This window comes from Streptomyces sp. NPDC049915 (assembly GCF_040656475.1).
Classification (GTDB): domain Bacteria; phylum Actinomycetota; class Actinomycetes; order Streptomycetales; family Streptomycetaceae; genus Streptomyces.
Genome location: NZ_JBFAMH010000036.1, coordinates 1 through 18,813, shown reverse-complemented (window position 1 = coordinate 18,813; position 18,813 = coordinate 1). Strand labels below are relative to the sequence as shown.

Annotated in this window: 16 protein-coding genes; 12 read left to right on the top strand and 4 right to left on the bottom strand. The window is 70.2% G+C overall.

The window, feature by feature from the left end:
- The first annotated feature begins 4 nt into the window (after window positions 1-4).
- From AB0J12_RS35665 to AB0J12_RS35635, 7 genes are all read left to right on the top strand, one after another.
- On the top strand, window positions 5-1,165 hold the full coding sequence (locus AB0J12_RS35665; protein ID WP_363268841.1) for an acyl-CoA dehydrogenase family protein: 1,161 nt from the start codon (window positions 5-7) through the stop codon (window positions 1,163-1,165).
- 99 nt (window positions 1,166-1,264) lie between these two features.
- A complete protein-coding gene (locus tag AB0J12_RS35660; RefSeq protein WP_363268840.1) occupies window positions 1,265-2,314 on the top strand; it encodes an ABC transporter substrate-binding protein in 1,050 nt (349 codons plus the stop codon).
- A 153-nt stretch (window positions 2,315-2,467) separates the two neighbouring features.
- On the top strand, window positions 2,468-3,322 hold the full coding sequence (locus tag AB0J12_RS35655) for a siderophore-interacting protein (RefSeq protein ID WP_363268839.1): 855 nt from the start codon (window positions 2,468-2,470) through the stop codon (window positions 3,320-3,322).
- Between the two features lie 111 nt (window positions 3,323-3,433).
- Window positions 3,434-4,876 carry a lysine decarboxylase DesA gene (gene desA / locus AB0J12_RS35650; protein WP_363268838.1) on the top strand — a complete coding sequence of 481 codons (1,443 nt, stop codon included), beginning with the start codon at window positions 3,434-3,436 and terminating at the stop codon, window positions 4,874-4,876.
- Entirely contained in the window at window positions 4,860-6,143 is a 1,284-nt protein-coding gene (locus tag AB0J12_RS35645; RefSeq protein WP_363268836.1) for a lysine N(6)-hydroxylase/L-ornithine N(5)-oxygenase family protein, read from the top strand. The genes desA and AB0J12_RS35645 overlap by 17 nt, the downstream gene beginning before the upstream one ends.
- Window positions 6,140-6,664 (top strand): GNAT family N-acetyltransferase, encoded by a 525-nt coding sequence (locus AB0J12_RS35640; RefSeq protein WP_363268834.1) that lies wholly within the window; start codon window positions 6,140-6,142, stop codon window positions 6,662-6,664. Before AB0J12_RS35645 ends, AB0J12_RS35640 begins: the two co-directional genes overlap by 4 nt.
- Window positions 6,661-8,433 (top strand): IucA/IucC family siderophore biosynthesis protein, encoded by a 1,773-nt coding sequence (locus AB0J12_RS35635; RefSeq protein ID WP_363268832.1) that lies wholly within the window; start codon window positions 6,661-6,663, stop codon window positions 8,431-8,433. Before AB0J12_RS35640 ends, AB0J12_RS35635 begins: the two co-directional genes overlap by 4 nt.
- Before the next feature lie 71 nt (window positions 8,434-8,504).
- Here the strand turns inward: AB0J12_RS35635 and AB0J12_RS35630 are convergent, their stop codons facing one another.
- A complete protein-coding gene (locus AB0J12_RS35630; protein ID WP_363268830.1) occupies window positions 8,505-10,139 on the bottom strand; it encodes a beta-N-acetylhexosaminidase in 1,635 nt (544 codons plus the stop codon).
- Window positions 10,140-10,201: 62 nt separating this feature from the next.
- On the opposite strand from AB0J12_RS35630, the gene AB0J12_RS35625 reads away from it, so the two are divergent.
- On the top strand, window positions 10,202-11,077 hold the full coding sequence (locus tag AB0J12_RS35625) for a DUF4429 domain-containing protein (RefSeq protein WP_363268829.1): 876 nt from the start codon (window positions 10,202-10,204) through the stop codon (window positions 11,075-11,077).
- Between the two features lie 30 nt (window positions 11,078-11,107).
- Here the strand turns inward: AB0J12_RS35625 and AB0J12_RS35620 are convergent, their stop codons facing one another.
- Window positions 11,108-12,673, bottom strand: a complete 1,566-nt coding sequence (locus AB0J12_RS35620; RefSeq protein ID WP_363268828.1) for a metallophosphoesterase family protein — start codon at window positions 12,671-12,673, stop codon at window positions 11,108-11,110.
- Between the two features lie 165 nt (window positions 12,674-12,838).
- Here AB0J12_RS35620 and AB0J12_RS35615 point away from each other — a divergent pair, with 165 nt between their 5' ends.
- A complete protein-coding gene (locus AB0J12_RS35615) occupies window positions 12,839-13,096 on the top strand; it encodes a hypothetical protein (protein ID WP_363268827.1) in 258 nt (85 codons plus the stop codon).
- A 14-nt stretch (window positions 13,097-13,110) separates the two neighbouring features.
- The gene (glmS, locus tag AB0J12_RS35610; RefSeq protein WP_363268826.1) at window positions 13,111-14,928 is read left to right on the top strand and encodes a glutamine--fructose-6-phosphate transaminase (isomerizing); all 1,818 of its coding nucleotides are present in this window, start codon (window positions 13,111-13,113) and stop codon (window positions 14,926-14,928) included.
- Between the two features lie 147 nt (window positions 14,929-15,075).
- Here the strand turns inward: glmS and AB0J12_RS35605 are convergent, their stop codons facing one another.
- Both AB0J12_RS35605 and AB0J12_RS35600 read right to left on the bottom strand, forming a co-directional pair.
- The gene (locus AB0J12_RS35605; RefSeq protein WP_363268825.1) at window positions 15,076-15,630 is read right to left on the bottom strand and encodes a hypothetical protein; all 555 of its coding nucleotides are present in this window, start codon (window positions 15,628-15,630) and stop codon (window positions 15,076-15,078) included.
- 146 nt (window positions 15,631-15,776) lie between these two features.
- Window positions 15,777-16,304: a universal stress protein gene (locus AB0J12_RS35600; RefSeq protein ID WP_363268824.1), complete on the bottom strand. Its 528-nt coding sequence runs from the start codon at window positions 16,302-16,304 to the stop codon at window positions 15,777-15,779.
- A gap of 309 nt (window positions 16,305-16,613) precedes the next feature.
- On the opposite strand from AB0J12_RS35600, the gene AB0J12_RS35595 reads away from it, so the two are divergent.
- Together AB0J12_RS35595 and AB0J12_RS35590 are read left to right on the top strand one after the other, a co-directional pair.
- A complete protein-coding gene (locus AB0J12_RS35595) occupies window positions 16,614-16,928 on the top strand; it encodes a hypothetical protein (protein WP_363268823.1) in 315 nt (104 codons plus the stop codon).
- Between the two features lie 378 nt (window positions 16,929-17,306).
- Window positions 17,307-18,524, top strand: a complete 1,218-nt coding sequence (locus AB0J12_RS35590; protein WP_363268822.1) for a helix-turn-helix domain-containing protein — start codon at window positions 17,307-17,309, stop codon at window positions 18,522-18,524.
- Window positions 18,525-18,813: the final 289 nt, after the last annotated feature.

The following is an 18,813-nucleotide window of genomic DNA, read 5'->3' as shown; positions in this document are numbered from 1 at the left end:
CAGCATGGACTACCGACTCTCCCCCGAACTGGAAGAACTCCGGCGCACGGTCGAGGAGTTCGCGCACGACGTGGTGGCGCCGAAGATCGGTGACTTCTACGAGCGGCACGAGTTCCCGTACGAGATCGTGCGGGAGATGGGGCGCATGGGCCTGTTCGGGCTGCCGTTCCCGGAGGAGTACGGCGGCATGGGCGGCGACTATCTGGCGCTCGGCGTGGCCCTGGAGGAGCTGGCCCGGGTGGACTCGTCTGTGGCGATCACGCTCGAGGCGGGGGTGTCGCTGGGTGCGATGCCGATCCATCTGTTCGGCACCCAGGAGCAGAAGCGGGAGTGGCTGCCCCGGCTGTGCGCGGGCGAGATCCTCGGCGCGTTCGGCCTGACCGAGCCGGACGGCGGCTCGGACGCCGGTGCCACCCGCACCACGGCCCGCCTGGACCCGGACACGAACGAGTGGGTGATCAACGGCACCAAGTGCTTCATCACCAACTCCGGCACGGACGTCACCGGCCTGGTCACGGTCACCGCGGTCACGGGCCGCAAGCCCGACGGCCGGCCGCGGATCTCCGCGATCATCGTGCCGTCCGGCACCCCGGGCTTCACCGTCGCGGCGCCGTACTCGAAGGTCGGCTGGAACGCCTCCGACACCCGTGAGCTGTCCTTCCAGGACGTCCGGGTCCCGGCCGCGAACCTGCTGGGCGAGGAGGGCCGCGGGTACGCGCAGTTCCTGCGCATCCTCGACGAGGGACGCATCGCCATCGCGGCGCTCGCGACCGGCCTGGCGCAGGGCTGCGTGGACGAGTCGGTGAAGTACGCCAAGGAGCGGCACGCCTTCGGCAAGCCGATCGGCGCCAACCAGGCCATCCAGTTCAAGATCGCCGACATGGAGATGCGCGCCCACACCGCGCGCCTGGCCTGGCGCGACGCGGCGGCCCGTCTGGTCGCCGGGGAGCCCTTCAAGAAGGAGGCGGCCCTGGCGAAGCTGTACTCCTCCACGATCGCGGTGGACAACGCCCGCGACGCCACCCAGGTCCACGGCGGCTACGGCTTCATGAACGAGTACCCGGTGGCCCGCATGTGGCGCGACTCGAAGATCCTGGAGATCGGGGAGGGCACGAGCGAGGTCCAGCGGATGCTGATCGCACGGGAGTTGGGGCTCGTGAGCTGAGCGCGAGGGGGCGCCCCCTGGACAGTGAGTGAGGTTAGGCTAACCTACCTTCGAACCTGTCCTGCGGGCGCTCCGCCCCGTTCGAAAGCAGTCATACCCATGCCCAACGCCAGCGCCACCCACTTCACCCGCCGCGGGATCCTGGCCGCGGGCGGCGTCATCGGCCTCGGTGCCGCGCTCGCCGCCTGCGGTGACGACGACGCGACATCCGGGGGCTCGGGCAAGGGCACCGCCGCCGCAAGGTCCGGCCCCTGGACCTTCAAGGACGACCGCGGGCAGACGGCGAAGGCCGACCAGGTGCCGTCGAACATCGTCGCGTTCACCGGTGTCGCCGCCGCGCTGCACGACTACGGCGTCGAGGTGAAGGGCGTCTTCGGCCCGACGAAGACCAAGGACGGCAAGGCCGACGTGCAGGCCGGCGGCCTGGACGTGAACAAGGTGACCGTCCTCGGCAACGAGTGGGGCCAGTTCAACATCGAGCAGTACGCCGCGCTCCAGCCGGACCTGCTCATCTCCACCATGTTCGACAACGTCGGCAGCCTCTGGTACGTCCCGGAGGAGTCGAAGAAGAAGATCGAAGCCGTCGGCGCGCCCAGCGCCGGCATCTCCGTCTACGACCGCCAGCTGACCGAGCCGCTCGCGCGCATGCTCGAGCTGGCGAAGTCCCTCGGCGGTGACGTGACCGCCGCGAAGGTCACCCGGGCGAAGAAGCGGTTCGAGGACGCGGCGGCCCGGCTGCACGCCGCGGCGAAGGCCAAGCCGGACATCAAGGTGATGGCGGGCAGCGCCAGCCAGGACCTGTTCTACGTCTCCGGCACCGACCTCTCCATCGACCTGGAGTACTTCAAGGCCCTCGGCGTGAACTTCGTCGAGCCGCCGGAGAGCGCGAAGAAGCAGGGCGGCGGCTGGTTCGAGTCGCTGAGCTGGGAGAACGTCGACAAGTACGCGGCGGACATCATCATGATGGACAACCGCACGTCTGCGGTGCAGCCCGCCGACATCTCCGAGGCCACCTGGAAGAAGCTGCCCGCGGTGAAGGCCGGGCAGGTCATCTCCCGTAATCCCGAGCCGATTCTGTCCTACGACAAGTGTGCGCCGTTGCTCGAGCAGCTGGCCGAGGCGCTGGAGAAGGCCAAGAAGGTTGGCTGACATGTTCCGCCGGTGAGGTGCCCCCCTAAGCGCCGTGGGGGCGCTTCGCCGTGGGCGGGCTGCGGGCCGTTTGTGGCTGGTCGCGCAGTTCCCGCCCCCTGGAGTGGGACACCTCGCCCTCTCCCACAATCTGACGTCGCTTGAGGAGCCTCCATGACCACGGCCGTAGCCGCTCCGTTCCGTTTCTTTTCCCTTCAGGTTGTCCGGACGAGGCGGCTCGGGCCGTCGCTCGTCCGGGTTTCCTTCGCCGGGGCCGATCTGGACGCCTTGCGGTCGGTGGGGCGTGATCAGTCGCTGTCGCTGTTCCTGCCGCATCCGGGGCAGCCGGAGCCGGTCGTGCCGATCGAGCTGGGCGACGGCTGGTGGCAAGGGTGGCGGGAACTCCCGGACGACGTACGGGCCGTGATGCGGTCGTACACGCTGCGCGCCCTGCGTCAGGACGCCTGGGGGCGCACCAGCGAGATCGACATCGACTTCGCGCTGCACGGCGTCGGGCCCGGTGCGGTCGCTCCCGCCGGTCCCGCCTCCCGCTGGGCCGCCCGGGCCGCGGCCGGTGACCGGGTGCTGCTGCTCGGCCCTGCGGTCGCCGACAACCGGGCCGTCCGCTTCCGTCCGCCCGCGGACACCGATCTCGTCGTGCTGTGGGGCGACGAGACGGCCGTGCCCGCCGCGACCGCCGTCCTGGAGTCCCTGCCGGCCGGTACGCGGGTGCGTGCCTGGCTGGAGGTGCCGCACGCCGGTGACATCCAGGACGTGGCCACCGAGGCGGACGTCGAGATCACGTGGCTCGTACGGCACGACGGGTCCCCCACGACCGTCGACGCCGTACGGACCGCCCCCCTGCCCGTCTCGGCACGGCCGTACGTGTGGCTCGCCGGTGAGTCCGGCCGGGTCAAGGAGCTGCGCCGGCACTTCGTCGGGGAGCGTGGCGTCGACCGGCGGCGCGTGACGTTCGTCGGGTACTGGCGGCAGGGCATGACCGAGGAACAGCTCCGCGCGGCGGAGTAACTCCCCCCTTCGTGACCGCGGTCACGGCACAGCCATGTCGGCACCTGATCAATTTAGGTTAGGCTAACCTAAATTAGCCCGCACGGACTGTCCCCACCGGAGGACCCCCACATGCGCTCGCACCTGCTCAATGACCTCACCACGGAGCACTACCGCCGCTCCGTGACCGAAGGAGTCGAGCGGGTGGCCGCGAAACTCGCCACCACCGACCGTCCGTTCACCGGCGTCACCGCCGACGACCTCGCCCCCCGCATCGAGGGCATCGACCTGGACGAGCCGCTGCTCGACACCACGGCCGCCCTGGACGAACTGGAGGAGGTCTACCTCCGCGACGCCGTCTACTTCCATCACCCCCGCTACCTCGCCCACCTCAACTGCCCCGTCGTCATCCCCGCCGTGCTCGGCGAGGCCGTCCTGTCCGCCGTCAACTCCTCCCTCGACACCTGGGACCAGTCGGCCGGCGGCACCCTCATCGAGCGCCGGATCGTCGACTGGACCGCACAGCGCATCGGCCTCGGCCCGGCCGCCGACGGCGTCTTCACCTCCGGCGGCAGCCAGTCCAACCTCCAGGCGCTGCTGCTTGCCCGGGAAGAGGCCAAGAGCGACTCCCTCGCACGGCTGCGCGTCTTCGCCTCCGAGGTCAGCCACTTCAGCGTGAAGAAGTCCGCCAAACTCCTCGGCCTCGGCCCCGACGCGGTCGTCACCCTCCCCGTCGACCACGACAAGCGGATGCAGACCGTCGCCCTCGCCCGCGAACTCCAGCGCTGCCGCGAGGACGGCCTGGTGCCGATGGCCGTCGTCGCCACCGCCGGCACCACCGACTTCGGCTCCATCGACCCGCTGCCCGAGATCGCGGAGCTGTGCGCCCAGTACGGCACCTGGATGCACGTCGACGCCGCCTACGGCTGCGGGCTGCTGGTCTCCCCCACCCGGCGCGCGCTGCTGACCGGCATCGAGCGCGCCGACTCGGTCACCGTCGACTACCACAAGTCCTTCTTTCAGCCGGTGAGTTCCTCCGCCGTACTGGTCCGCGACGCCGCCACCCTGCGGCACGCCACCTACCACGCCGAGTACCTCAACCCGCGCCGCATGGTCGCCGAGCGCATCCCCAACCAGGTCGACAAGTCCCTGCAGACCACCCGCCGCTTCGACGCCCTGAAGCTCTGGCTGACGCTGCGCGTGATGGGCGCCGACAGCGTCGGCCGGCTCTTCGACGAGGTGTGCGACCTGGCGCGGGAGGGCTTCCGGCTGCTGGCCGGCGACCCGCGCTACGACGTCGTCGTCGAACCGGCCCTGTCCACCCTGGTCTTCCGCTACATCCCGGCCGCCGTCACCGACCCGGCCGAGATCGACCGCGCCAACCTCCGCGCCCGCAAGGCCCTGTTCGCCTCCGGGGACGCCATCGTCGCCGGCACCAAGGTCGCGGGCCGCCACTACCTGAAGTTCACCCTGCTCAATCCCGAGACGACGGCCGAGGACATCGCGGCCGTGCTCGACCTGATCGCCGGCCACGCCGAGCAGTACCTGGGAGAGTCCCTTGACCGCGCTTGCTGAATCCCGAGACCGCACCTACGACTTCGTGGGCATCGGGCTCGGGCCCTTCAACCTCGGCCTGGCCTGCCTGACGGAGCCCATCGCCGAGCTGGACGGACTCTTCCTGGAGTCCAAGCCGGACTTCGAGTGGCACGCCGGCATGTTCCTCGACGGCGCGCACCTGCAGACGCCGTTCATGTCGGACCTGGTCACCCTGGCCGACCCGACCTCGCCGTACTCGTTCCTGAACTACCTCAAGGAGCAGGGCCGGCTGTACTCCTTCTACATCCGGGAGAACTTCTACCCGCTGCGCGTCGAGTACGACGCCTACTGCCGCTGGGCCGCGAACAAGCTGAGCAGCGTGCGCTTCAGCACGACGGTCACCGAGGTGACGTACGACGAGAGCGACGAGCTGTACGCCGTGCGGACCGCCGACGGTGAGACGTTCCGCGCCCGCCACCTGGTCCTCGGCACCGGCACCCCGCCCCACATCCCCGAGGCCTGCCGGGGCCTGGGCGGCGACCTCCTCCACAACTCGCGCTACGTGCAGCACAAGGCCGAGCTGCAGCGCAAGGAGACGATCACGCTGGTCGGCTCCGGGCAGTCCGCCGCCGAGATCTACCACGACCTGCTCAGCGAGATCGACGTCCACGGCTACCGGCTGAACTGGGTCACCCGCTCCCCGCGCTTCTTCCCGCTGGAGTACACCAAGCTCACCCTGGAGATGACCTCCCCCGAGTACATCGACTACTACCACGCCCTGCCGGAGGCGACCCGCTACCGGCTCACGGAGCGCCAGAAGGGCCTGTTCAAGGGCATCGACGGCGACCTGATCAACGAGATCTTCGACCTGCTCTACGAGAAGAACCTCGGCGGCCCGGTGCCCACCCGGCTGCTCACCAACTCCGCGCTGACCCAGGCGACGTACGGCAACGGCGCGTACACCCTCACCTTCCACCAGGAGGAGCAGGGCAAGGACTTCGAGATCGTCACCGACGGTCTGATCCTGGCCACCGGGTACAGATACGTCGAGCCGGAGTTCCTGAAGCCCATCCGCGACCGACTGGTGTACGACTCGCACGGCAGCCTGGACGTCGCCCGCAACTACGCCGTCGACGTCACCGGCCGGGGCGTCTTCCTGCAGAACGCCGGCGTCCACACCCACAGCATCACCAGCCCCGACCTGGGCATGGGCGCGTACCGCAACAGCTACATCATCCGGGAACTGCTCGGCAGCGAGTACTACCCGGTCGAGAAGACCATCGCCTTCCAGGAGTTCGCCGCATGACCTTCACGTTCCGCCCCCTCGACCCGCTGAAGGACGCCGAGCTGGTGCACTCCTGGGTCACGCATCCCAAGGCGGCGTTCTGGATGATGCAGGACGCGACACTCCAGGACGTCGAGCGGGCGTACAGGGAGATCGCCGCGGACGAGCACCACGAGGCGCTGCTCGGGCTCGACGGCGGCGAGCCCGTCTTCCTCATGGAGCGCTACGACCCCGCCCACCGCGAGCTGGCCGGCCTGTACGAGGCGCGGCCGGGCGATGTCGGCATGCACTTCCTGACGCCGCCGGCCGACACGCCCGTGCACGGGTTCACGCGGGCCGTCATCACCGCCGTGATGGGGCACCTCTTCGAGGACCCGGCGGTGCGGCGTGTCGTCGTGGAGCCGGACGTGCGCAACACGGCCGTGCACGCGCTCAACGCGGCCGTGGGCTTCGTGCCGGAGCGGGAGATCGACAAGCCGGAGAAGCGGGCGCTGCTGAGCTTCTGCACCCGTGAGCAGTTCGAGAAGGCGGTGCGCGCATGACCCTCGCCGACGCCGTGGCCCACCTGTCGCCGGAGCGCTGGGAGGAGGCCAACCGACTGCTGGTGCGCAAGGCGCTCGCCGAGTTCGCGCACGAGCGGCTGATCACCCCCGAGGAGACCTCTCCCGGGCAGTACGTCGTCCGCAGCGACGACGGGCTGACCCGGTACGGTTTCACCGCCGTGCGCCGTGCCCTGGACCACTGGCAGGTGGACGCCCGCTCGCTCACCCGCCACCGCGACAGGGCCGAACTGCCGCTCGCCGCCCTGGACTTCGTCATCGAGCTGAAGGGGTCCCTGGGGCTGAGCGACGAGATCCTGCCGGTGTATCTGGAGGAGATCTCCTCCACCCTCTCCGGCACCTGCTACAAACTCACCGCACCGCGCGTGAGCGCCGCCGAATTGGCCAGGAGCGGTTTCCAGGCGATCGAGACCGGGATGACCGAGGGCCACCCCTGCTTCGTCGCCAACAACGGGCGGCTCGGCTTCGGCATCCACGAGTACCTGTCGTACGCGCCGGAGACGGCGAGCCCCGTCCGGCTGGTGTGGCTGGCGGCGCACCGGTCCAGGGCGGCGTTCACGGCCGGTGCCGGCATCGAGTACGAGAGCTTCGTTCGCGAGGAGCTGGGTGAGGAGACCGTGGAGCGGTTCCACGGCGTGCTGCGCGAGCAGGGCCTGGATCCGGCCGACTACCTGCTGATGCCGGTCCACCCGTGGCAGTGGTGGAACAAGCTCACCGTCACTTTCGCCGCCGAGGTCGCGCGCCGGCACCTGGTGTGCCTGGGCGAGGGCGACGACGAGTATCTGGCGCAGCAGTCCATACGGACCTTCTTCAACGCCTCGCACCCGCACAAGCACTACGTCAAGACGGCTCTGTCCGTCCTCAACATGGGCTTCATGCGGGGGCTGTCCGCCGCGTACATGGAGGCGACCCCGGCCATCAACGACTGGCTGGCGCAGCTGATCGAGGGCGACCCGGTGCTGAAGTCGGCGGGCCTGTCGATCCTCCGGGAGCGGGCGGCCGTCGGCTACCGGCACCTGGAGTACGAGCAGGCGACCGACCGCTACTCGCCGTACCGCAAGATGCTGGCCGCGCTGTGGCGGGAGTCCCCGGTGCCGTCGCTGGCGGACGGTGAGCAGCTAGCGACGATGGCCTCGCTGCTGCACGTCGACCACGAGGGCCGTGCCTTCGCGGCCGCGCTGATCGAGCGGTCGGGCCTCGCGCCCACCGAGTGGCTGCGGCGCTATCTGCGGGCGTACTACACGCCGCTGCTGCACAGCTTCTACGCCTACGACCTGGTGTTCATGCCGCACGGGGAGAACACGATCCTGGTGCTGCGGGACGGCGTGGTGCAGCGGGCGGTCTACAAGGACATCGCCGAGGAGATCGCGGTGATGGACCCGGACGCGGTGCTGCCGCCGGAGGTGGCGCGCATCCGGGTCGAGGTGCCGGAGGACAAGAAGCTGCTGTCGGTCTTCACGGACGTCTTCGACTGCTTCTTCCGTTTCCTGGCCGCGCTGCTCGCCGACGAGGGGGTGCTGACCGAGGACGGCTTCTGGCGGACGGTCGCCGAGGTCACCCGCGAGTACCAGCAGGCGCATCCCGAACTCGCCGACCGGTTCCGGCAGTACGACATGTTCGCCCCGGCGTTCGCGCTGTCCTGCCTCAACCGGCTCCAGCTGCGCGACAACCGGCAGATGGTCGACCTGGCCGACCCTTCGGGGGCGTTGCAGCTGGTGGGCACGCTGGAGAACCCGATCGCCGGGTTCTGACCTCCGAAAGCGGGCGGGCGCCCCGGTGTACGGTCCACCGGGGCGCCCGTCGGTGTTGTGCGTCGGGGTGGTCAGGGAGCCGGCCAGGGGACCTGGGGCGACTTGTAGTAGCCGATGCCGAGGGCGTCCCAGCGCGGGCCCTGGGCGGCCAGGCGGCCCTTGTAGGCGTCCCAGTCGTGGGTGGCCGCAGGGGACCAGCCCAGTTCGGCGACGCCGGCGACGCGCGGGAAGGCCATGTACTCGATGTCGGCGGACGTGGTGATGCGCTCCGTCCACATCGGCGCCTCGACGCCCTTGACCGCGGTGGCGGGGGCGCCGGGCAGGTAGGCGGCCGGGTCCCAGTCGTAGGACTTCCTCACCTCGACGTAGCCGGCCCAGGTAGCGCCCTGCTTGGTCGTGCTGTCGTACTTCATGTCGAGGTAGAGGTGGTCGGCGGGCGACAGGATCAGCCCGGTGCCGTGCTGCGCGGCCTGTGCGACCTGGGCCTTCTCTGTGGCGCTGGTGGAGTCCAGGCCCCAGTACTGGGCGAGGGCGCCGGGGGCGGGGGTGGCGCCGGTGAGCTGGTGCCAGCCGATGACCGTCTTGCCGTACTTGGCGACGTCGGGCTGGATCCGGTTCATGAACGTCACGTAGTCGGCGTGGCTGGTGGAGTGCGCCTCGTCGCCGCCGATGTGCAGATAGCGGCCCGGGGTGAGTGCGGCCAGCTCGCGTACGACGTCGTCGACGAAGCGGTAGGTGACGTCCTTGGGCACGCACAGCGAGCTGAAGCCGACGCTCGTGCCGGTGTACAGCGGGGGCGCGGTGCCGTCGCAGTTGAGTTCGGCGTAGGAGGCGAGGGCCGCGTTGGTGTGGCCGGGCATGTCGATCTCGGGGACCACGTCGAGATGGCGGGAGGCGGCGTAGCGGACGATCTCCCGGTAGTCGTCCTTGGTGTAGAAGCCGCCGAGGCCGCCGCCGACCTGGGTGGAGCCGCCGTAGGTGGCCAGGCGGGGCCAGGAGTCGACGGCGATGCGCCAGCCCTGGTCGTCGCTGAGGTGCAGATGCAGCTTGTTGATCTTGTAGAGGGCGAGTTCGTCGATGTACCGCTTCACCTGGTCGACGGTGAAGAAGTGCCGGGAGACGTCGAGCATGGCGCCGCGGTAACCGTAGCGCGGGGTGTCGGTGATGGTGCCGCCGGCCACCAGCCAGGGGCCGGGCTGCACGGTGTCCTTCTCGACGGCGGCGGGCAGCAGCTGACGGAGCGTCTGCACGCCGTGGAAGAGGCCGGCCGGTGTGCCCGCGGTGAGGGTGACACCGCCGGGGCCGCTGCGCAGCCGGTAGCCCTCCGCACCGTACCGACCGGGGGTCAGGTGCAGGGCGATGCCGCTCGTGCCCTCGTGGACGATGGGCAGCGGGTAGCCGGTGGAGGGCCGCAGGACGTCCGCGAGGTAGGCGGCGACCCGCTCGGCCGCGGGATCGTCGTCGACGCGCAGGAAGGTGCCGCCGGTGATGCGGTACGGCTGCCCGCTCGCGGTGACCGACGCGGGCGCCGGGACCACCTGGCCGAGTGGCGTGGCCCGGGCGGCGGGAGTCTGCGGTATGGCCCGGGGGGCGGTCGCGCCGACGGTGAGGGCGCCCGCCGCGGTCAGCAGCAGTGCGCCGAGGACCCGGGCCGTGCGGGTGGCCGTGGTCCGCTGTCGGGGAGTCGTGCTGTGGTGCCGTCTCACATGCGCTCCCTTCGGAAGTGGTTGAGACCACTGTCCCGCAGATCCGGTGAAACAATCCCCGCATGGCGGAAATCATCCAGAAGGACGGCACCTGGGCGTTCGACGGTGATGCCCTGCGGCTGACGCCGGGTCGGGACAAGGCCGTCGGCGTGCTGCGCAGGACGCTGGGCGAACTCGTCGTACCGCTGGAGGCGTTGGCGGGGGTGTCGTTCGAGCAGGGCAGGAAGTCGGGGCGGCTCAGGCTGCGGCTGCGCGAGGGCGCCGATCCGCTGCTGCAGGCGACCGGGGGCCGGCTCACCGAGCCGCACGATCCCTACCAGCTGGTGGTGGAGTCCGACCGGTACGGCGTGGCCGAGTACTTCACGGACGAGGTGCGCGGCGCCCTGCTGCTGGACGAGGTGGAGTCCGGACCGGTCACCTCATACCTGCTGCCGGGTCCGCGGGTGCCGCTGTCGATGTCCGCCGGGGACGGCACGGCGAGCTTCGACGGGGAACAGGTCCGCCTGGAGTGGAACTGGAAGACGGAGGACGTGAAGGCCGCCGCCGGTCCGCGCACGCTCGCCCTGAAGGAGATCGCGGCCGTGGAGTGGCAGCCTGCGGTGGGCCTGGAGAACGGCTGTCTGCGCTTCACGGTGAAGGACGCGCCCACCAAGGCGCCGCCGAAGTACGACCCGCACGCGGTGGAGCTGTGGGGGTTCAAGCGGGACCCGCTGATGGCGCTGGTCGCGGCGGCGGTGCAGGCGCGGCTGCCGCACCCGTCCACGCCCGCGGACCGGCCGCAGACCGTGGCGGCGCCGGCGGCCGGGCCGCCCGCCGCCGAGGACGAGACCGACGCCCTGCTGCGGCGGCTGCGGGAACTGGGCGAGCTGCACCACGCGGGCGTGCTCACCCAGGAGGAGTTCACGCTGGCCAAGCAGGCGGTCCTGAAGCGTCTGTGACACCAGGACCGCCTGCCGTCACACCGGGGCCTACTTCGCCCGGCGGGCGACCGTGAAGTGGTCGATCCGGTCGCCGGTCTCGGCGATGCCCTGGACCTTCAGCGTGGTCCAGTGGCCCTGCGGCGCGGGCTCGACGTCCACCCGCAGGAAGGAGTAGTTCAGGTAGCGCACCCGGGACCAGGCGACGGTCTCGTTCTGCTTGCCGCCCTTGAGGTTGACGAAGGAGGCGACGGAGTCGACCTCGTGCTCGTGGCCCTCGTAGGAGTCCGGCGCGGTGAACGCGTACAGGCTGCGGCCCGCCGCGCCCGCCGTGACGTACACCACGCCCTCGGTCTCGGGGTAGGCCGTGCCGCCGATCGGCAGCTTCTTCGCGACCTGGTCGCCCTTGATCACGTCGGTGCGCTCGTACTGGTGGTTGTGACCGTTGATGACGAGGTCGACCTGGTACTTCTCGAACAGCGGCACCCACTCCTGGCGCACGCCCCCCTCCGAGGCGTGCGCGGTGGAGGTGCAGTAGGCGCAGTGGTGGAAGAAGACGACGACGAAGTCGATGTCCGTCGCCGCCCGGAACTTCTTCAGCTGGTCCTCGAACCACGTCGTCTGCGTGCCGCCGGAGATGCCGAGGTTGGCCGGGATCTCGTACGAGACGTCGTTGGGGTCGAGCGAGATGATCGCGGTGTTGCCGTGGACGAAGGAGTAGACGCCGGGCAGGTTCTTCTTGTCCGGCCCGTTGTCGGGCAGGGTGAAGCGGGCCTCCTCGCCGCCGTAGCCGTTGGGCGAGTACCAGGCCTCCATGTCGTGGTTGCCGTACGACACCATCCACGGGACCTGCTTGGCGACGGACTCGGTCTGGTACAGGAACTGGTCCCAGGTGCGCGAGTCGAAGCCGGTGTCGGTGGTCTTGCCCGCGCCGGACGGGTCCCCGTACGCGATGTCGCCGGCGTGCAGGTGGAAGGCCGGGTTCTGGCCGAGGATCAGCGCGTCGTTGGCCAGCGCGTGGTAGCTGACGCCCTGGTCGCCGAAGGCGGTGAAGGTGAACGGCGCCTTGTGGGCGGGCGCGGTGGTGAAGGTGCCCAGGGTGCCCAGCAGGTGGGACTCGGCCGGGTCGAAGCCCTCGTGGCCGACCCCGTAGTAATAGGTGCGACCGGGGCGCAGGTGGCTCAGCTGGGCGTGCAGGTAGTACTGGGTGTGGTCGCCGCTCGCGCCGACACCGGCCGGGGTGTACAGGGTGCGCACCTCGGCCTCGATCTTGCGGGAGAGGTCCCAGGGGTGCGCGCCGATGCGCACGAACGGCTTCTTCACGGCGACCGGGACCTGCCAGGAGATGGTCATCTCGGTGCGCGGGTCGTTGCCATAGGCGAGGTGGCGGCCGAAGGGAGCGACCAGGGCGCCGTCGACGCTCTCGGTGGCCGGAGCAGTTCGCTGGGTCGGCACGGCGGCCTGGGCGGTGGCACCCGTCACGAACGCGCCACCGACCACGGCCCCCAGGGTGACGGCGCCGCCGCGGAACATGGTGCGGCGGGAGAATCTCGACCGCAGGTACTCGTGCTGTTCGGCCATGCTCATGCGGTCGGCGAGCTGGTCCGGTACTCCCATACGAGGAATGTCCATGGCGTCTGAAACTCGTCTGCGCAGACAACGGGAGTCCGGCCGCCGGATGGACAGCCGACAAACAGCCGCTCATGAGAGTTCCAACAGTCGCTTGCCCGAAATCGGGCAGGTTTCTTGCGAAAGAGCGGCCGGTACCCCAGGATCTACCGGGTGCACGACGAACTCGTAGATCACCTGACGCGCTCCACGCCCCTGAGCAGGGGCGAGGCGCTGCGGGTGATCCAGGACGTGCTCGCGTTTTTCGACGAGACGACCGAGGAGTACGTCCGTCGCCGCCACCGGGAACTCCAGGCCCAGGGCCTGGTGAACACGACGATCTTCGAGCGGATCGCGGCGGACCTGAAGTATCGCGCAGTGGCGCCCCCGGAGCTGTCGCTCCGGCAGTTGCGCCGCATCGTCTACGGCTGAGGAATACCTAACATATGTGCGGAATCGTCGGATACATCGGGAAGCGTGACGTCGCCCCCCTCCTGCTCGAGGGCCTCCAGCGACTGGAGTACCGCGGCTACGACTCCGCGGGCATCGTCGTCACCTCGCCGAAGACCGCCGGCCTGAAGATGGTCAAGGCCAAGGGCCGGGTGCGCGACCTGGAGGCCAAGGTCCCGGCGCGCTTCAAGGGCACCACCGGCATCGCCCACACCCGCTGGGCCACCCACGGCGCCCCCTCCGACGTCAACGCCCACCCGCACATGGACGCCACGGGCAAGGTCGCCGTCGTCCACAACGGCATCATCGACAACGCCACCGACCTGCGCCGCAAGCTGGAGGCCGACGGCGTCGAGTTCCTCTCCGAGACGGACACCGAGGTCCTCGTCCACCTCGTCGCCCGCTCCCAGGCCGACAAGCTCGAGGACAAGGTCCGCGACGCGCTGCGCCTGGTCGAGGGCACCTACGGCATCGCCGTCATGCACGCGGACTTCAACGACCGCATCGTCGTCGCCCGCAACGGCTCGCCGGTCGTCCTCGGCATCGGCGAGAAGGAGATGTTCGTCGCCTCCGACATCGCCGCGCTGGTCGCCCACACCCGGCAGATAGTGACTCTCGACGACGGCGAGATGGCCACCCTCAAGGCCGACGACTTCCGCACCTACACCACCGAGGGCACCCGCACCACGGCCGAGCCCACCACCGTGGAGTGGGAGGCCGCCTCCTACGACATGGGCGGCCACGACACCTACATGCACAAGGAGATCCACGAGCAGGCCGACGCCGTGGACCGCGTGCTGCGCGGCCGCATCGACGAGCGCTTCTCCACCGTGCACCTCGGCGGCCTCAACCTGGACGCCCGTGAGGCGCGCCGCATCCGCCGCGTGAAGATCCTCGGCTGCGGCACCTCGTACCACGCGGGCATGATCGGCGCCCAGATGATCGAGGAGCTGGCCCGCATCCCCGCCGACGCCGAGCCCGCCTCGGAGTTCCGCTACCGCAACGCGGTCGTGGACCCCGACACCCTGTACATCGCGGTCTCCCAGTCCGGTGAGACCTACGACGTCCTCGCGGCCGTCCAGGAGCTCAAGCGCAAGGGCGCCCGCGTCCTCGGCGTCGTCAACGTGGTCGGCTCGGCCATCGCCCGCGAGGCGGACGGCGGCGTCTACGTGCACGCCGGCCCCGAGGTCTGCGTGGTCTCCACGAAGTGCTTCACCAACACCACGGTCGCCTTCGCCCTGCTCGCCCTGCACCTCGGCCGCACCCGCGACCTCTCGGTCCGCGACGGCAAGCGGATCATCGAGGGCCTGCGCAAGCTGCCCGCGCAGATCTCCGCGATGCTCGAGAACGAGGACGAGATCAAGAAGCTGGCAGAAGAGCTCGCCGAGGCCCGCTCGATGCTCTTCATCGGGCGTGTCCGGGGCTACCCGGTGGCCCGCGAGGCCTCCCTGAAGCTCAAGGAGGTCTCGTACATCCACGCCGAGGCCTACCCGGCCTCCGAGCTGAAGCACGGCCCGCTGGCCCTGATCGAGCCCGCCCTGCCGACGGTCGCCATCGTCCCGGACGACGACCTGCTGGAGAAGAACCGCGCCGCGATGGAGGAGATCAAGGCCCGCAGCGGCCGCATCGTCGCCGTCGCCCACCAGCACCAGGAGAAGGCCGACCACACGATCGTGGTCCCGAAGAACGAGGACGAACTCGACCCGATCCTGATGGGCATCCCCCTCCAACTCCTCGCCTACCACACGGCCAAGGCCCTGGGCAGGGACATCGACAAGCCCCGCAACCTGGCCAAGTCGGTAACGGTCGAATAACCGACGTAAGGCGCGCGGGGAACTGCGCGACCAGCCACAACGAACCCGCAGCGGCCGCACAAGAGAACGGACCCCCTGGTGATGCCCCATCACCAGGGGGTCCGCTCACAAACGCCGGGGAGCCGCCCACCCCCCGGCCGGCGGCAGCTACCCGGTGGCCGTCACCCCCCGGCCCGCCGCACGCCGAGGAAGCACCGTCGGCCAGTGCGCGGCCGCCGCGGTCGCCGCGTACCAGGCCACCGCACCGGAGGCGACCGCCACCCAGCCGCCGGCCTTGGTGAGCACGGAGCTGTCCGCGAACTGTGCGACGGCGAGCACGAGCATCGCCAGGAACAGCAGGCCGTGCACGGCCTGGCCGAGGGTGTCGCCACCCGCGAGGGTCAGCGTGAGAGCCACCAGCGCGAACAGCAGCAGGAAGAGCCCCGCCGCGTGGGCCGAGCCGTGCCCCGAGACGGCCCAGGTGAACCACAGGGCGCCGAGAGCGACGTACCCCACGCCGGCGGCGCCGTCACGCAGGGCCAGCAGCCCGACGAGGAACAGCGCGACCCCGCCCACGTAGTGGGCCAGTGACACGGCGTCGGATGTCGCCACGCCGTCGATGACACCGGTCGTACCGAGCCCGAACGCCAACAGGGTGATACCCAGGGCGAGTCGGCCGACCACGGCAGTACTGACGCTTCCCGCAGAGACGTCGTTGTCCACGGCGGGCTCCCTTCATGCATGTGCAGTTGTGCGGTGACCGGTATATGTCCTTCACAACCGCACAAACACCTGCAACGCGCGAGTAACTTCACGCATTGCACAGGGAGGTTGACACGCCGTGAGTCGCGCGCAGAGAACCGGAGACGTCAGGGGATGACGATCACGGGCCGCTTCGCCCGCTTGGCGAGGCGTCCGGCGACGGAGCCGAAGATCCGGCCGACGATGCCGTGTGTGGACCCGACGACGATCGCGTCGGCCTCGTATTCCTGTCCGACTTCTTCCAGCTCGTGGCAGATGTCGCCGCCGCGCTCGACCAGGATCCACGGCACCTCGGCGAGGTAGTCCGCGCAGGCCAGTTCCAGGCCGAGCACCTCGGTGCGGTGATCGGGGACGTCGACGAAGACAGGCGGCTCGCAGCCGGCCCACACCGTGGTCGGCAGCCGGTTGGCGACATGGACGATGATCAGCCCCGAACGGGACCGGTGCGCCATACCGATCGCGTACGCCAGCGCACGCTCACTGGACGTCGAGCCGTCGAAGCCGACGACCACGCCGTGCTTGAAAGCGGGATCGCAGGGATGGCGTGCCTCTTCGGCCGCCTGGGGCTCCATCGCCGACGGGTCGGCGACCGGCCGCTTGCGGTCCGCTGGTTCGAAGAATTCGTGACCGGCCATGGCTGTCTCGGCGTTGTGATCCTTTATGGGGGACGACAGTGTGCGGCGGAGCTGTGTCCGGGAAACGTCTTCCCAACCCCATACCCCCAAGGGTACGGCGGCACGCCTCCTTAGCCCAGATCCCGCGCCTGCACAGCGGGGTTCACCGGAGCATGCACGAGTGGGCGCCCGTAACGCAATGGTTGCTGCCCCGTACAGGCGGTTCCGACCAGATCCGCTGACGTCGGCCGGACGATCATCCCGCGGCCGTCACACGGTGACCGACCGGTCGAACAGGCGTTGAACCGGTGATCGACTCCAGGAGGGGCCATGCCCGCACTGCGTACCGAGGACACCTCGACCGATGTCGTCCGCTGGGCGGCCTTCAGCTGCGTCCTGGTTCCCGTGGTACTGCTCTGGTACGGCACTTCGCTCGGCGGCGCCACCGGCACCGCACTGGGCCTCGCTGCGGTCACCGCCGTCTGCCGGCTGCTGCTGCGCCGCTCCGAGCGCTTCCCGGCCCGGCTGCTGGAGGAACCGCCGCCGTACGGCGGGCGTCACCAGCGCACGGGGAGCGTCACGCACCGCGGAGGGCGCCTCTCCGCACCCCCGGCGCACACGGAGGGAAACACACCGGTCAGCTGACCGGTTTCCGCGCACGCACCCGTCTCTTTTCAGCCAACTTCTTGATACCGCCCCCGACCGCCTCCGAACACCTGCCACCCCCCGTTCGACCTGCAAGGAAAGGGTCTCAGGACCCTCCCGCACCCTACGTGGATTGGCCACCGCGACGAGGCGCACTTCCCTGCGCCCTCCCCGAGTGCAACGCTTCGTGATCGAATGCTTTACGCCAAGTTGTCATGTCGACAATCCACGGGGTGGCGAACCGGTCACCGCGGCTTGGCGGGACACAGTAGATTCGATCTTGACTGTCTTACGGCGGGGGACTCGTGCAGGACCGAGGGGAAACGTGCAGGAGCGACACAACCGAGGAGCCGCGACCACCGAGGGGGGCTTAGCAGGATGAGCCACGACTCCACTGCCGCGCCGGACACCGCGGCCCGGAAGCTGTCCGGGCGCCGCCGCAAGGAGATCGTCGCGGTGCTGCTGTTCAGCGGCGGCCCCATTTTCGAGAGTTCCATTCCGCTGTCGGTGTTCGGGGTTGACCGCCAGGACGCCGGCGTTCCGCGCTACCGCTTGCTGGTGTGCGCGGGCGAGGAAGGCCCCCTGCGGACCACAGGAGGCCTGGAACTCTCCGCGCCACACGGGCTGGAGGCGATCTCACGCGCCGGCACGGTCGTCGTACCGGCCTGGCGCTCGATCACCTCACCGCCACCGGAGGAAGCGCTCGACGCACTGCGCCGGGCGCATGAGGAAGGTGCCCGCATCGTCGGGCTGTGCACCGGCGCGTTCGTACTCGCCGCGGCCGGCCTGCTGGACGGCCGCCCGGCGACGACACACTGGATGTACGCACCGACGCTGGCCAAGCGCTATCCGTCGGTGCACGTCGATCCGCGAGAGCTCTTCGTCGACGACGGAGACGTCCTCACCTCCGCCGGTACGGCGGCCGGAATCGACCTCTGCCTCCACATCGTGCGCACGGACCACGGCAACGAGGCGGCCGGTGCGCTCGCCCGCCGCCTGGTGGTGCCGCCGCGCCGGTCCGGAGGGCAGGAGCGCTACCTCGATCGGTCTTTACCGGAGGAGATCGGCGCCGACCCGCTCGCCGAGGTCGTCGCCTGGGCGCTGGAGCATCTCCACGAGCAGTTCGACGTGGAGACACTGGCCGCGCGCGCGTACATGAGCCGCCGCACGTTCGACCGCCGCTTCCGTTCACTGACCGGAAGCGCACCGCTGCAGTGGCTGATCACGCAGCGGGTGCTCCAGGCCCAGCGGCTGCTGGAGACGTCGGACTACTCGGTGGACGAGGTCGCGGGCCGCTGCGGCTTCCGCTCGCCGGTGGCCTTGCGCGGCCACTTCCGCCGCCAGCTGGGTTCGTCCCCGGCGGCGTACCGTGCCGCGTACCGGGCCAGGCGCCCACAGGCTGAGAAACCGGCCGAGGCCGACCCGACGCAGCAGCCGGCTGCGCTGGCCGGCCCGTCGGCACCGCACCCGCACGCCCCGGCGGCCCTGCACCCGGACACTCCGGTGCCCCTGCAGTCCCGCCGCACCACGGTAGGCGCGCTGAGCTCCGCAACCCCGGCACCGCTGAGCCTGCCGAGCCAACGCAGCGGCTCCTGACCGAGCGGGGGGCCCGTGGGGACAGCCGTCCCTACGGGCCCCTTTCGCGTTGCCGCGCGGCTCGGGCTACGCGCCCGGCGTGGGTGCGGGCCGGGGGTGTGGGTGCGCAGCCCGGCGCGACGGGGTGCGGCTGCGCCCACCCGTGCCGCCCTGGGGGTCCCCCCTGCTCGAAGAGCTTGGGGGAGGCACGACTGCCCGCAGCTATGTCGGCATGGCGACCGCCCGCAGCTGTGCGCGCACGCGCGGCGGCCGGCGGACAGCTACGACGGCCGGCACCCGCCGACGGCGG

Bases quoted from the DNA above. Each gene is read 5' to 3' on its own strand.
- AB0J12_RS35590 (WP_363268822.1), top strand. From the start codon at position 17,307: ATGAGCCACGACTCCACTGCCGCGCCGGACACCGCGGCCCGGAAGCTG.
- desA (WP_363268838.1), top strand. From the start codon at position 3,434: ATGCGCTCGCACCTGCTCAATGACCTCACCACGGAGCACTACCGCCGC.
- AB0J12_RS35640 (WP_363268834.1), top strand. From the start codon at position 6,140: ATGACCTTCACGTTCCGCCCCCTCGACCCGCTGAAGGACGCCGAGCTG.
- AB0J12_RS35625 (WP_363268829.1), top strand. From the start codon at position 10,202: ATGGCGGAAATCATCCAGAAGGACGGCACCTGGGCGTTCGACGGTGAT.
- AB0J12_RS35595 (WP_363268823.1), top strand. From the start codon at position 16,614: ATGCCCGCACTGCGTACCGAGGACACCTCGACCGATGTCGTCCGCTGG.
- AB0J12_RS35620 (WP_363268828.1), bottom strand. From the start codon at position 12,673: ATGGGAGTACCGGACCAGCTCGCCGACCGCATGAGCATGGCCGAACAG.
- AB0J12_RS35665 (WP_363268841.1), top strand. From the start codon at position 5: ATGGACTACCGACTCTCCCCCGAACTGGAAGAACTCCGGCGCACGGTC.
- AB0J12_RS35660 (WP_363268840.1), top strand. From the start codon at position 1,265: ATGCCCAACGCCAGCGCCACCCACTTCACCCGCCGCGGGATCCTGGCC.
- AB0J12_RS35600 (WP_363268824.1), bottom strand. From the start codon at position 16,304: ATGGCCGGTCACGAATTCTTCGAACCAGCGGACCGCAAGCGGCCGGTC.
- AB0J12_RS35635 (WP_363268832.1), top strand. From the start codon at position 6,661: ATGACCCTCGCCGACGCCGTGGCCCACCTGTCGCCGGAGCGCTGGGAG.
- AB0J12_RS35655 (WP_363268839.1), top strand. From the start codon at position 2,468: ATGACCACGGCCGTAGCCGCTCCGTTCCGTTTCTTTTCCCTTCAGGTT.
- glmS (WP_363268826.1), top strand. From the start codon at position 13,111: ATGTGCGGAATCGTCGGATACATCGGGAAGCGTGACGTCGCCCCCCTC.